Below are 12,758 nucleotides of genomic sequence, written 5' to 3'. Positions count from 1 at the left end.
CGCCGTCCAGCACGGTCGGGAAGCCCCGGTGGAGGGTGGCGACGACGCGGCCCGGCAGCTCGCGACCGAGGTACGGGGAGTTGCCGCTGCGGCCGCGCAGGTCCTCGACGGAGAAGCGGCGTCGCGCCTCCGGGTCGTAGAGCACGACGTTCGCGGCGGCCCCGACGGCGAGGCCGCGGTCGTAGCCGTCGAGCCGGCCGATGCGGGCGGGGGCGGAGGAGAGCACGCGCGCGACGTCGGACCAGCTCATCCGCCCGTCCTCGACGACGGCGGCGTGCACCACGCTCAGCGCGCTCTCGAGGCCGACCATGCCGAACGCCGCGGCGTCCCACTCGCAGTCCTTCGCTTCGACCGGGTGCGGCGCGTGGTCGGTGGCGACGATGTCGATGGTGCCGTCGGCGAGGGCCTCGCGGAGGGCGAGCACGTCCTCGTCGCGGCGCAGCGGCGGGTTCACCTTGAAGCGGGCGTCGTAGCTCGGCCCGTCCTGGCCGGCGACGGCCTGCTCGGTGAGGAGCAGGTGGTGGGGGGTGACCTCGGCGGTCACGTCGATCCCCCGGGCCTTCGCCCAGCGGATGACGTCGACCGAGCCCGCGGTCGAGACGTGGCAGACGTGCAGGCGGGAGCCCACGTGCTCGGCGAGGAGCACGTCGCGGGCGATGATCGCCTCCTCGGCCACGGCGGGCCAGCCCTGCAGGCCGAGGGCGCTGGAGACGGCGCCCTCGTTCATCTGCGCGCCCACGGTGAGCCGCGGCTCCTGCGCGTGCTGGGCGACGACTCCGTCGAACGCCTTGACGTACTCGAGAGCGCGGCGCATCAGCAGCGCGTCCGAGACGCACTTCCCGTCGTCCGAGAAGACCCGCACGGCCGCGCGGCTGCGGGCCATCGCGCCGAGCTCGGCGAGCGACTCCCCCGCCAGACCCACGGTCACCGCGCCGATCGGGCGGACCGTCGCGTAGCCGGCGTCCTCGCCCAGGCTCTGCACCTGCTCGACCACGCCCGCGGTGTCCTGCACCGGCGAGGTGTTCGCCATCGCGAAGACGGCGGTGAAGCCTCCGGCGGCCGCAGCTCGCGTGCCGGTGAGGATCGTCTCGCTCTGCTCGAACCCCGGCTCGCGCAGGTGGGTGTGCAGGTCGACCAGGCCGGGCAGCGCCAGCAGGCCGTCGGCGTCGATCACGCGGGCCCCGCGCGAGTCGAGGTCGGCGCCGATCTCGACGATCACGCCCCCGTCGATCAGCAGGTCGGCGGTCGACTCGTCGGCGAGCGTCGCTCCCGAGATCAGGATCCGCTCCGGCGCCGTGCTCTGAAGCGGCTGGGCAGTGCTCATCAGTGGACCTCCCGTTCGCCGGACAGCAGCAGGTAGAGCGCGGCCATCCGGACGGACACTCCGTTCGTGACCTGTTCGAGCACCGTGGAGCGGCTCGAATCGGCGGCCGCCGAGGAGATCTCGACGCCCCTGTTCATGGGTCCGGGGTGCATGACGATGGTATCGGGACCCAGCCGGGCGAGCCGCTCGTCGTCGAGGCCCCAGATCCGCGCGTACTCCCGGCCGTTGGGGAAGAACCCGCTCGACATCCGCTCGAGCTGGATGCGCAGGAGCATCACGACGTCGGGGAGCCCGGTGTCGATCGCCTCGTCCAGATCGAAGCGGATGGTCGCGGGCCAGTCGCGCGTGTCGACCGGCACGAGGGTCGGCGGTGCGACCAGGGTCACCTCGGCGCCCAGCGCCGTCAGCAGCCAGACGTTCGAGCGCGCCACCCGCGAGTGCAGGACGTCGCCCACGATCGTGACCGCGACACCGTCGAGGCTCTTGCCGCGGGACGCGGAGGCGCCGTGCAGGCGCCGGCGGATGGTGAACGCGTCCAGGAGCGCCTGGGTCGGGTGCTCGTGGGTCCCGTCGCCGGCGTTGAGGATCGACGCGTCGATCCAGCCGCTCGCCGCCAGAACCGCAGGGGCTCCGGAGGCGCTGTGGCGGACGACCACGCCGTCGGCGCCCATCGCGGCGAGCGTCTGCGCGGTGTCCTTCAGGCTCTCGCCCTTGGAGACGCTGGAGCCCTTCGCGCTGAAGTTGATGACGTCGGCCGAGAGCCGCTTCGCCGCCGCCTCGAACGAGATCCGCGTGCGCGTGGAGTCCTCGAAGAAGAGGTTGACCACGGTCTTCCCGCGCAGGGTCGGCAGCTTCTTGACCTCGCGGTTCTGCACGTCCGCCATGTCCTCGGCGATGTCGAGGAGGGCGATCGCGCTCGCGCGGTCGAGGTCGCGGGTCGAGAGCAGGTGCTTCACGGAGCCGTCTCCTCGCCGGTGGCCTGCGACTCGATCGCGACCAGGTCCTCGCCGTCCGTCTCGACGAGCCGGACGTTGATCCGCTCGCTCAGGCTGCTCGGCAGGTTCTTGCCGACGAAGTCCGCCCGGATCGGGAGCTCGCGGTGCCCGCGATCGACCAGCGCGGCCAGCCGCACGGCCCGCGGACGGCCGATGTCGCTGAGGGCGTCCAGCGCGGCGCGGATGGTGCGGCCCGAGAAGAGGACGTCGTCGACGAGGACCACGGTCCGGCCGTCGATGCTCGCGGGGACGGCGGTGCGCGCGGGGGTGCGGACCGGGTGCCGGGAGAGGTCGTCGCGGTACATCGTCACGTCGAGGGAGCCGGCGTAGACGGGGGGCCCGTCCGGCTCGATCCGCGCGATCGTCTCGGCGATGCGCCTCGCGAGGGCGACGCCGCGCGTCGGGATGCCGAGGACGACCAGCGACTCGGGGCCGCGGTTCGACTCGAGGATCTCGTGGGCGATGCGCGTGAGCGCTCGCGTGATGTCAGCGCCGTTGAGCACGATTCGTGCCGTCACACCGACCTCCTTCCCCGCCTCACAGGACGGCTGTTAAAGGAAAAGCCGTGACGAGTATAGGGGCCGTCGCGCGGCCCGCCGGACGGCCTCCCCGGGAACGACCTCGGCCCGTCCGATCACGGGGATCCGGCGGGCCGAGCAGGTCTCCGGGGCGGGTCAGGCCGTCGTGCGGGACTCCGCGACGGAGGCGAGGAGCCCGTTGATGAAGCCCGCCGAGTCGTCGGTCGACAGCGACGTGGCGGCCTCGACGGCCTCCGAGATGGCGACGCCGTCGGGCACCGCGTCGTTGTGCAGGATCTCCCACACCCCGATCCGGAGGATCGCGCGGTCAACCAAGGGCATGCGCGAGAGGGTCCAGCCCTGGGCGAGCCGGGCGATCAACTCGTCGATCTCGTCGGCGTGGTCGATGACCCCGTCGACGATCTCACGGGCGTAGAGCCACGAGGCCTCACGGGCCGGCTCGTTCGCCGCCCGCTCGGCCTCGGCGCGCAGCGACTGGGCGAAGCTGATCTGCCGGACGTCGGCGTTGTAGAGGATGTCGAGGGCGCGCTTGCGCGCCTTCGTGCGAGCACTCACGGGAGGCCCGGCTCAGCTGACGCGGCCGAGGTAGTCGCCCGTGCGGGTGTCGACCTTGACCTTCGTGCCCTGCTCGAGGAACAGCGGGACCTGGATCTGGTAGCCGGTCTCGACCGTCGCGGGCTTGGTGCCGCCGGTCGAGCGGTCGCCCTGGAGGCCCGGCTCCGTGTACGTGATCTCGAGGACGACCGAGGCGGGGAGGTCGATGTAGAGCGGGTCGCCGTCGTGCAGGGCGAGGGTCACGTTCTGGTTCTCGAGCATGAAGTTCGCCGCGTCGCCGACGACCGCCTCGGGGACGGTGATCTGGTCGTAGTCGCTGGTGTCCATGAACACGAAGTCCGCGCCGTCGCGGTAGAGGTACTGGAAGTCGCGGCGGTCGACGTTGGCCGTGTCGATCTTGGCGCCCGCGTTGAAGGTCTTGTCGACGACCTTGCCCGTGAGAACGTTCTTCATCTTGGTGCGGACGAAGGCGCCGCCCTTGCCCGGCTTGACGTGCTGGAAGTCGATGACGTTCCAGAGCTGGCCGTCGATGCTGAGGACGGTGCCGTTCTTGATGTCGGTGGTAGAGGCCATGCGAAGGGGGATCCGTTTCGGTGGAAGTCTGCGCCGGCGAGCCCGGTACGCGGGCGCGGCGATATCGGCCGGTCCGGCTGACCCGTCGAGTGTAGTCGACGCGGCCCCGTCGGCAGAGGAGTCTGGACGCCGCGTGCGAATCGCCCCACCGGTCCGCGGGAGCGCGAGACGGTGGAGGACCGACCCCGAGGAGGAGCACAGGGACGCCGTTCCCGCCGACACCGTCGTGCCGCCCTGGTACTCGATCGCGTTCATCGCCGTGCCGATCGTCATCGCCGTCGTGATCGTGCTCGTCGTGGTGCTGATCGTCGTGAACGTGCGCCGGGCGCGCTCGCTCGGAGTGGATCCGCTGACCCTGCGGACCGAGGTCGCGGCCCGCTTCGCGCGCGAGGGTCCCGGCTCCGCCCGCCCGCTGGCGGACCGGCTCGCCGAGCTGGAGGCGCTGCGAGCGGCGGGCACGATCATCGAGGCCGAGTACGCCCAGGCGCGGAGGGCCGCCCTGGGCGGAGGCTGACGGCGCCGCCCGGGCTCAGCCGAGCCGGACCTACGATCCGATCTCCTGGTACGCCGCGAACAGCAGCGACGTCTCCGGCCCCTGCAGGATGCTCGGGCGGGCGATGTCGTCGAGGACCACGAAGCGGAGCATCCCCGCGCGGGTCTTCTTGTCGCGCTGCATCGCGGCGAGGAGCGTCTCCCATCGTCCGAGCGGGTAGCTCGTCGGCAGGGTCAGCGATTCGAGGACCCGGCGCTGGCGGTCCACCACCGCGTCGCTGAGCGATCCGGTCAGGCGCGAGAGCTCCGCCGCGAACATCATCCCGACGGAGACGGCCGCGCCGTGGCGCCACTGGTAGCGCTCGGCGTGCTCGACCGCGTGCCCGAGGGTGTGCCCGTAGTTCAGGATCTCGCGCAGGCCCTTCTCGGTGAAGTCCTCGCCGACGACCCGCGCCTTGATCCCGATCGACAGCTCGACCAGGCTGCGGAACTCCTCCGACGTCGGGTCGGTGGCCAGGTCGATGTCGGACTCGATGATGTCGAGGATGCGCGGCTCGGCGATCATCCCGTACTTCACGATCTCGCCGAAGCCGGCGAGGATCTCGTTGCGCGGGAGGCTGGTCAGCACGTCGAGGTCGGCGACGACCGCCCGCGGCGCGTGGAAGGCGCCGACGAGGTTCTTGCCCTCAGCCGTGTTGATGCCGGTCTTCCCGCCGACGGCCGCGTCGACCATCCCGAGCACGGTGGTCGGCACCTGCACCAGGTCGACCCCGCGGAGCCAGGTGGCGGCGACGAAGCCGGCCAGGTCGGTGATCGCGCCTCCGCCGAAGCCGACGACCGCGTCCGTGCGGGTGAAGTCCGACTGCCCCATCACCTGCCAGCAGAAGGCCGCCACCTCCACGCGCTTCGCGGCCTCGGCGTCCGGGACCTCGGCGAGCAGCACCTCGTAGCGCTCGAGCAGGCTCTCGCGGATCTCGGCGGCGAGGACCGCGAGGGTCGGCGGGTGCACGATGAGCACCTTCGCGGCCCGGGGGCCGATCGCGTCGGCGAGGCCGTCGAGGAGTCCGCGCCCGACGTGGATGTCGTAGCCGTTCTCTCCGGCGACGGGGATGGCGGTGGTGCCGTCGTTCATGACTGTCTTCCGCTCGGGCGGCTCGCGGCCGCCGGGTCCGATGGTGCAGGGGTGGCGGAGGGGCGCTGCGCGCGCACCCACTCCGCGATCTCGGCGGCGATCAGGGTGATCGGCCGCCGGGAGGTGTCGACCACGCTGTCCGCGAGGGACTCGTAGACCGGGCGCCGCTCGTCGAAGATGCGGACCCAGTCGCCGACCCCGCCGCGCACCAGCGGGCGGGAGCCGGAGCCGAGCCGGTCGCGGACGGCCTCGGCCGTGGTGGTGAGGAGCACGACGGGGACGTCCGCGAGGTCGGCGCGCGTCGCGGGATCGAGCACCGCTCCCCCGCCGAGGCTCAGCACCACGTCGCGGCGGACGGCGCGCTCGACGACGCGGCGCTCCTCCCGGCGGAAGGCCGGCTCGCCGTGGGCGTCGAAGTAGGGGGCGATCGGGCCGTGGGTGCGCACGAACTCCGCGTCGGAGTCGACGAACCCGGCGCTCAGCGCCTTCGCGACCCGCTTGCCGATCGTCGTCTTGCCGGCCCCCATCGGGCCGATCAGGACGAGGCGGGCGCGGGCCGCGCCGGTATCGTGACCCGCCATCAGCGGGCCGCCGAGGACGCGGCCATCAGGCGAGCCCGAGAGCCGGGTCGCTCGCGGCGGCCGTGCGGAGCTCGTCGGGGATGGCGGCGAGGTAGCCCTGCAGGTTGCGGCGGGTCTCGGCGACGCTGTCGCCGCCGAACTTCTCGAGCACGGCGTTCGCGAGCACCAGGGCGACCATCGCCTCCGCGACGACACCGGACGCCGGCACCGCGCAGACGTCGGAGCGCTGGTGGTGAGCGCCGGCCGCCTCGCCGGTGGCGACGTCGACGGTGCGCAGCGCGTGCGGCACGGTCGCGATCGGCTTCATGCCGGCGCGGACCCGCAGCACGGTCCCCGTGCTCATCCCGCCCTCGGTGCCGCCGGCCCGGTCGCTGGACCGGGAGATGCCGGCGTCGGACTGGAACAGCTCGTCGTGCGCCTCCGAGCCGCGGCGGGTGGTGGTGAGGAAGCCGTCGCCGACCTCGACGCCCTTGATCGCCTGGATCCCCATCAGGGCCGCCGCGAGCTGGGAGTCGAGACGGCGGTCCCAGTGCACGTAGGAGCCGAGTCCGGGCGGGAGATCGTACGCGAGGACCTCGACCACGCCGCCGAGGGTGTCGCCGTCGTCGTGGGCGCGGTCCACCTCGGCGACCATGAGGGCGCTGGTCGCGGCGTCGTGGCAGCGCAGCGGATCAGCGTCCAGGGCGGCGACGTCGGCCGGGCCGGGCAGCGGCGAGCCCTCGGGCACGCGGACCGGCCCGATGGCGAGGGTGTGGCTGACGAGCGAGACGCCGAGCTCGCCGAGGAAGCGGCGGGCGACGGCGCCGAGGGCGACGCGGGCTGCGGTCTCGCGGGCGGAGGCGCGCTCGAGCACGTTGCGGGACTCGGGGAAGCCGTACTTCTGCATCCCGACGAGGTCGGCATGGCCCGGGCGGGGCCGTGTGAGCGCGGCGCCGCGGCCCTTGGGCAGGCTCTCGGGGTCACGGGGCTCCGCCGACATGACGTCGACCCAGCGCGGCCACTCCGTGTTGCCGATGCGCAGGGCGATGGGGCTGCCCATCGTCGCTCCGTGCCGGACGCCGGAGGAGATCGTCAGCTCGTCCTGCTCGAAGTTCATCCGGGCTCCGCGGCCGTAGCCGAGCTTCCGGCGCGCCAGATCGGCGCGGATGTCGTCGAGGGAGACGGGGACGCCCGCCGGCAGTCCTTCGAGGACGGCGACGAGTTCGGGACCGTGGGATTCCCCGGCCGTGAGCCAACGGAGCATCCTCCGATTCTGGCACACGAGGTCAGTGCGCCGGACCCGTCGAGACGGCTCGGCGCATCGCCGCGAGCACCTCGTCCTCGCGATCGAGAGGCAGGGCCGGGTCGCCGCCGACGAAGATCCGCACCTGCACGAGGGCCTGGTGGAGCAGCATCCCGAGCCCGGAGACGACCGGGGAGCCGCCCTGCTCCCAGCGCTGGGCGAGAGCGCTCGGCCACGGGGAGTACGCCACGTCGAACAGGGTCGAGCCCGCGACCGCCGCGTCGGGCACGTCGAGGCCGTCCGCCGCTCCGCCGGGGAGCGTCGAGATCACCAGCGGCGCTCCGGTGGACCAGTCGGCGAAGGAGCGGACCGAGAGCAGGACGCCGAGCGACTCCGCGAGCGGAGCGAGCTCGACGGCCCTCGACGCCGTCCGCAGGACGAGGTCGACCCGCGCCGCGCCCAGCTCGGCGGCGGCGGCCAGGGCGGAGGCGGCGGTCGCTCCCCCGCCGAGCACCTGGACGCGCTCCGCCGAGACGACGCCCGCCTCGGCGAGGGCGCGCACGATGCCCGCGACGTCGGTGTTGAACCCGCGGAGGCGGGGTGCCGGGCCGGAGCGGTCGACCAGCACGGTGTTGACCGCGCCGGTGGCCCGGGCGACCGCGTCCTCCTCCGCCAGCAGCGGGCGCACCGCGTGCTTGAGCGGCATGGTCAGCGACAGGCCGTGCCAGGGCTCACCGGACACGACCTCGGAGAGGGTCGCCTCCGTCGTCTCGACGGCGCGGTAGCTCCAGTCGAGCCCGAGCACCCGGTAGGCGGCCGCGTGCAGCGCGGGCGACTTCGAGTGCGCGATCGGCGCGCCGAGGACCGCGAGGCGGTACCCGGCGGCCGTCACTGGTACTCCGGGTGGTCCCGCATCCAGGCCTGCCACTGGTCGACGGCCGCGTTGTGCTCGGCGTCGGTGGTGGAGTAGACCGTCTCGCCCGTCTCGAGGTTCACCGTGACGAAGTACATCCAGGTGCCGTCCGCGGGGTGCATGACCGCGTCGATCGCCACGTCCCCCGGGTTCGAGATCGGCGCGGGCGGCAGACCGTCGCGCTGGTAGGTGTTGTAGACGTTGCCGGCGTCGTTCCGCTCGGCGTCCGTGGTCGAGACGCGGTCGGTCGCGCCGGTGCCGTACGCCACGGTCGCGTCCGACTGCAGGCGCCACCCCTGGTCGAGGCGGTTCTGGAACACGCGCGCGACCTTCGGGAAGTCCTCGGCGACGCGGGCCTCGCGCTGCACGAGGGACGCGAACACCACGACGCGGTAGCGGTCGTCCACCGGCACACCGGCCTGGTCGAGCGACTGGTACATCCGGTCGACCAGCGTCTTCAGGATGTCGTGCGCCGGCGTCGACGGGTCGATGTCGTACGTCGCGGGGAACAGGAACCCCTCGAGGCTCGTCGCCCCGGCCGGGAGCCCGAACGAGCCCCAGTCGGCGGCGGCCGCCTCGAGGTCCGTCAGCGCGACCCCGGTACCGTCCGCGATGAGCGGCAGCGCCTCCTTGAGCGCCGTCCCCTCGGGGATGACGAAGGTGTTCGCGAGGCGCGTCGACTCGGAGTCGAGCAGCGCCGACAGTGCGGCCTTGGCGCTCATCTCGGCCTTGAGCGAGTACGCGCCGGGCTGGAAGACGGGCTCCGGGCTCTGGGCGAGGAGCAGGTCGTAGAAGGGATCGTACGACTTGATGACCCCGTCCGAGACGAGGTTGTTGGCGATGTCGCTGCCGCCGTCGCCCTGGTGGATCGTGAACAGCACCTCGCTCGAGCCGGTGCCGGTGAAGTCGGTCGGCTCGGGCTCCGCGAACAGGCCGCGCACGGGCTCGAGGAAGATCGTGACGGCGATGGCGACGAGCGCGGCGAAGACGCCGAAGGCCAGAAGCCCGCCGATGAGCCCGCGGCGGCTGCGGCGCTTCTTCGCGCCGCCCGTCGCGCGAGCCGCGCGGCGACGCTTCGGGCGCGCGTCCGGGTCGAACGCGGCCGCGTCGTCGCGGCCGCGGGGCTCGGGCACGTCGGGCCCGGTGAAGAGGCGGCCCAGCGGATCGTGCGCCTCAGTCGGCGCGGGCTGCTGCTCCGGAGTCGGGTCGGGCGGAGTCGGCTGCGCCTGCTCGGCGGCGCGGGCGTCGCGGCGGCTCGGGGGGACGTCGGTCACGAGGAGGTCCTTCGTTCGGTTCGAGCAGGACTCCGGCCGGGGTGCCGGCCGAGCGCTCGGAATCGATGGCGTGCTGCAGGATCACCACGGCGGCGACCTGGTCGATCACGGCTCGGGAGCCGCGGGTGGTGCGTCCGGAGCGGTGCAGGGCGCTCTGAGCGGTGACCGTCGACAGCCGCTCGTCGACGAGCCGCACCGGAGCGGTGGGCACCGCCTCGGCGAGCAGTCGAGCGAATCCGCGCGCGTCCTCCGTCGAGGCCGTCTCGGCCCCCGACAGCGACAACGGCAGTCCGACGATGATCGCCTGGGCATCGTACTCGGCGGCGAGGTGCGCGATCCGGGAGACGTCCGAGGATCCGCCGTCAGTGCCCGCCCTCGCGACCGTCTCGACGGGCACCGCGAGCAGGCCGTCGGCGTCGCAGCGGGCGACCCCGATGCGGGCACGGCCCACATCGATGCCGAGCCGGACGCCGAACCGGCTCATTCAGCTGGTCGCTTCCTGCACCACGGCCTCGAGCGCCGCGCCGATGGCGGAGACGTCGGAGCCGCCGCCCTGGGCGAGGTCGTCCTTGCCGCCTCCGCCGCCACCGAGGATCCCGGCGGCGCGCTTGGCGAGCGCACCCGCGCGGCGGCCCTGGTCGCGGGCGGCCTGGTTGGTGGCGACGATCACCGCGGGCTTGCCCGAGACGTCGGCGGCGAGCGCGACGACGGCCGGCTCCTGGCCGAGCCGCTCGCGGACGGAGGTCACGAGGGAGCGCAGCTCGTCGGTCGATCCCGCGGTGCCGATGCTCTCGGCGACGACGGTCGTGCCGCCCACCGTGCGACGGGTCGCGGCGAGGGCGGGCACCCGGTCGGCGAGGGCCTTGGCCTCGAACGCGGCGATCCGCTTCTCGGCGGCCTTGAGGCTCGCGACGAGCTCGCCGATCCGCTCGGGCAGCTGCTCGCGCGGGGTCTTCAGCGAGGACGAGATCGTGCTGACGAGGGCGCGCTCGGCGGCGAGCTCCTGGAAGGCCTCGCGGCCCACGAGCGACTCGACGCGGCGGTTGGTCGATCCGACCGAGGACTCGCTGACCAGGCTGATCACGCCGACCTCCGACGAGCGCCCGACGTGGGTGCCCGCGCAGAGCTCGCGCGACCAGGGCCCGCCGATGTCGACCACGCGGACGACGTCGCCGTACTTCTCGCCGAAGAGGGCCATCGCGCCGAGCGCCTTCGCCTCGTCGATCGGGAGCTCGCGCGTGACGACCTCGAGGTTGTCCCGGATCGCCGTGTTGGCGATCTCCTCGATCTCGCTGCGGGTCTCGAGCGAGAGGGCCTGGTTCCACGAGAAGTCCAGGCGCAGGTAGCCCGCCTTGTTGTAGGAGCCGGACTGGTGCGCCTGCGGGCCGAGCACCTGGCGCAGCGCGGCGTGGATGAGATGGGTGCCCGAGTGCGCCTGCGTGGCGCCCCGGCGCCAGTCGCGGTCGACGACGGAGGTGGCGGCGTCGCCCACTCCGACCTCGCCGCTGGCGACCTGGACCTTGTGGCTGATGAGACCCTTGACGGGCTTCTGCACGTCGAGGACCTCGAGATCGAAGCCGGAGCCGACGATGCGGCCGGCGTCGGCCTCCTGGCCGCCCGACTCCGCATAGAGGCTGGTCGCCTCGAGGATCACCTCGGCGATGTCGCCCGCGACCGCCTTCGTGACGGAGTGCCCGCCGACGATGAGGCCGAGGATGCGCGTCTCGGTGTCGAGCACGTCGTAGCCGGTGAACAGCGTCTCGCCGTGGGCGCGGAAGTCGGCGTAGACCGAGAGATCGGCCAGCGCCGACTTCTTCGACTTCGCGTCGGCCTTCGCACGCGTGCGCTGCGCGGTCATGAGGGAGTCGAACGCCTCGCGGTCGACCGTCAGACCCGACTCCTCGGCGATCTCGAGGGTGAGGTCGATCGGGAACCCGAAGGTGTCGTGCAGGAGGAACGCGGTGTCGCCCGGCAGCGTCGGCGACTCGGCCTTCTTCGTCTTCAGGACCGCGAGGTCGAGGATCTCGGTGCCGGCCGCGAGGGTGCGCAGGAACGCCTCCTCCTCGCCGTAGGCGCTGGTCGAGAGGCGCTCGAAGTCCGTGGACACCTCGGGGTAGGCCGACGCCATCGCGTCGCGCGAGGCGGCGAAGAGCTCGGGGAACGTCGCGGTGTCCACTCCGAGCAGGCGCATGGCGCGCACCGTGCGGCGCATCAGGCGGCGGAGGATGTAGCCGCGCCCCTCGTTCGACGGCGTCACGCCGTCCGACAGCAGCATCAGCGAGGAGCGCACGTGGTCGGCGATGACGCGCATGCGGACGTCGTCCTCGTGGACGGCTCCGTAGCGGCGGCCCGAGAGCTCGGCGGCGCGATCGAGGACCGGACGGACCTGGTCGATCTCGTACATGTTCTCGACGCCCTGCTTGAGGAAGGCGACGCGCTCGAGGCCCATGCCGGTGTCGATGTTCTTGCGCGGCAGCTCGCCGAGGATGTCGAAGTCGACCTTGCTCGTGCCCTCGCCGCGGAGGTACTGCATGAAGACGAGGTTCCAGATCTCGACGTAGCGGTCGTCGTCCGTCGCCGGGCCGCCGTCGATCCCGTAGGCGGGTCCACGGTCGAAGAAGATCTCGGAGCAGGGGCCCGCGGGGCCGGGCTGGCCGGTCGACCAGTAGTTGGTGTCCTTGTCCAGGCGCTGGATGCGCTCGTCCGGCAGTCCCGCGATCGTCTTCCAGAGCGCGATCGCCTCGTCGTCGTCCTTGTAGACGGTGACCCAGAGGTCCTTCTCGTCGAAGCCCAGTCCCCCGTTGCTCTCGGCGCCGGTGAGCAGCTCCCAGGCGTAGCCGATCGCCCCCTCCTTGAAGTAGTCGCCGAAGGAGAAGTTGCCGTTCATCTGGAAGAAGGTGCCGTGACGAGGCGTCTTGCCGACCTCCTCGATGTCGTTGGTGCGGATGCACTTCTGCACGCTGGTGGCACGCGGGTACGGCGCGGGGACCACTCCGGTGAGGTAGGGCACGAACGGCACCATGCCGGCGACGGTGAAGAGGAGGCTCGGGTCCTCGCTCACGAGGGAGGCGGAGGGGACCACGGTGTGGCCGCGGCTCCCGAAGAAGTCGAGCCAGCGGTTGCGGATGTCTGCGGTCTGCATGGGTTCCGTTACGGTT

The 12,758-nt window shown here is 72.6% G+C and carries 12 protein-coding genes and 1 pseudogene; 1 reads left to right on the top strand and 12 read right to left on the bottom strand.

All coding sequences use genetic code 11. The features are described from left to right. The 5 genes from C5C69_RS03765 to efp all read right to left on the bottom strand — a co-directional run. The coding region (locus C5C69_RS03765) for a dihydroorotase (RefSeq protein WP_104257333.1) at positions 1–1,324 on the bottom strand (1,324 nt) is incomplete at its 3' end. Then, entirely contained in the window at positions 1,324–2,280 is a 957-nt protein-coding gene (locus tag C5C69_RS03760) for an aspartate carbamoyltransferase catalytic subunit (protein ID WP_104257332.1), read from the bottom strand. The genes C5C69_RS03765 and C5C69_RS03760, both read right to left, overlap by 1 nt. After that, the gene (pyrR, locus tag C5C69_RS03755) at positions 2,277–2,837 is read right to left on the bottom strand and encodes a bifunctional pyr operon transcriptional regulator/uracil phosphoribosyltransferase PyrR (protein WP_104257331.1); all 561 of its coding nucleotides are present in this window, start codon (positions 2,835–2,837) and stop codon (positions 2,277–2,279) included. The genes C5C69_RS03760 and pyrR overlap by 4 nt, the downstream gene beginning before the upstream one ends. Before the next feature lie 156 nt (positions 2,838–2,993). Further along, entirely contained in the window at positions 2,994–3,413 is a 420-nt protein-coding gene (nusB, locus tag C5C69_RS03750; protein ID WP_104224751.1) for a transcription antitermination factor NusB, read from the bottom strand. A 12-nt stretch (positions 3,414–3,425) separates the two neighbouring features. Further along, positions 3,426–3,986 carry an elongation factor P gene (efp, locus tag C5C69_RS03745; RefSeq protein ID WP_068210208.1) on the bottom strand — a complete coding sequence of 187 codons (561 nt, stop codon included), beginning with the start codon at positions 3,984–3,986 and terminating at the stop codon, positions 3,426–3,428. Between the two features lie 226 nt (positions 3,987–4,212). Here efp and C5C69_RS03740 point away from each other — a divergent pair, with 226 nt between their 5' ends. Continuing rightward, a complete protein-coding gene (locus C5C69_RS03740; RefSeq protein ID WP_104257330.1) occupies positions 4,213–4,500 on the top strand; it encodes a hypothetical protein in 288 nt (95 codons plus the stop codon). A gap of 30 nt (positions 4,501–4,530) precedes the next feature. On the opposite strand, the gene aroB is transcribed toward C5C69_RS03740, so the two are convergent. The 7 genes and pseudogenes from aroB to alaS all read right to left on the bottom strand — a co-directional run bounded on the left by aroB (position 4,531) and on the right by alaS (position 12,742). Next, a complete protein-coding gene (gene aroB / locus C5C69_RS03735; RefSeq protein ID WP_104225324.1) occupies positions 4,531–5,610 on the bottom strand; it encodes a 3-dehydroquinate synthase in 1,080 nt (359 codons plus the stop codon). Next, positions 5,607–6,191, bottom strand: coding sequence for a shikimate kinase (locus tag C5C69_RS03730; protein WP_104233309.1), 585 nt, complete (start codon positions 6,189–6,191; stop codon positions 5,607–5,609). Before C5C69_RS03730 ends, aroB begins: the two co-directional genes overlap by 4 nt. 25 nt (positions 6,192–6,216) lie before the next feature. Further along, positions 6,217–7,434, bottom strand: coding sequence for a chorismate synthase (gene aroC / locus C5C69_RS03725; RefSeq protein ID WP_104233310.1), 1,218 nt, complete (start codon positions 7,432–7,434; stop codon positions 6,217–6,219). A 22-nt stretch (positions 7,435–7,456) separates the two neighbouring features. Next, on the bottom strand, positions 7,457–8,305 hold the full coding sequence (locus tag C5C69_RS03720) for a shikimate dehydrogenase (RefSeq protein WP_258065188.1): 849 nt from the start codon (positions 8,303–8,305) through the stop codon (positions 7,457–7,459). After that, on the bottom strand, positions 8,302–9,600 hold the full coding sequence (mltG, locus tag C5C69_RS03715; RefSeq protein ID WP_104313171.1) for an endolytic transglycosylase MltG: 1,299 nt from the start codon (positions 9,598–9,600) through the stop codon (positions 8,302–8,304). Before mltG ends, C5C69_RS03720 begins: the two co-directional genes overlap by 4 nt. A 10-nt stretch (positions 9,601–9,610) precedes the next feature. Beyond that, a pseudogene (gene ruvX, locus C5C69_RS03710) lies at positions 9,611–10,084 on the bottom strand (Holliday junction resolvase RuvX); the annotation flags it as partial. Next, the gene (gene alaS, locus C5C69_RS03705; RefSeq protein ID WP_104233312.1) at positions 10,085–12,742 is read right to left on the bottom strand and encodes an alanine--tRNA ligase; all 2,658 of its coding nucleotides are present in this window, start codon (positions 12,740–12,742) and stop codon (positions 10,085–10,087) included. Between the last annotated feature and the right edge of the window lie 16 nt (positions 12,743–12,758).

The organism is Rathayibacter sp. AY1C7, assembly GCF_002931865.1.
Lineage (GTDB): Bacteria > Actinomycetota > Actinomycetes > Actinomycetales > Microbacteriaceae > Rathayibacter.
The sequence above is the reverse complement of the archived record's forward strand: the minus strand, read 5'-3'. Positions and strand labels throughout refer to the sequence as shown.

Excerpts from the sequence above, each read along its gene's own strand:
- efp (WP_068210208.1), bottom strand. The coding sequence starts at position 3,986 with ATGGCCTCTACCACCGACATCAAGAACGGCACCGTCCTCAGCATCGAC.
- aroB (WP_104225324.1), bottom strand. The coding sequence starts at position 5,610 with ATGAACGACGGCACCACCGCCATCCCCGTCGCCGGAGAGAACGGCTAC.
- C5C69_RS03730 (WP_104233309.1), bottom strand. The coding sequence starts at position 6,191 with ATGGCGGGTCACGATACCGGCGCGGCCCGCGCCCGCCTCGTCCTGATC.
- aroC (WP_104233310.1), bottom strand. The coding sequence starts at position 7,434 with ATGCTCCGTTGGCTCACGGCCGGGGAATCCCACGGTCCCGAACTCGTC.
- alaS (WP_104233312.1), bottom strand. The coding sequence starts at position 12,742 with ATGCAGACCGCAGACATCCGCAACCGCTGGCTCGACTTCTTCGGGAGC.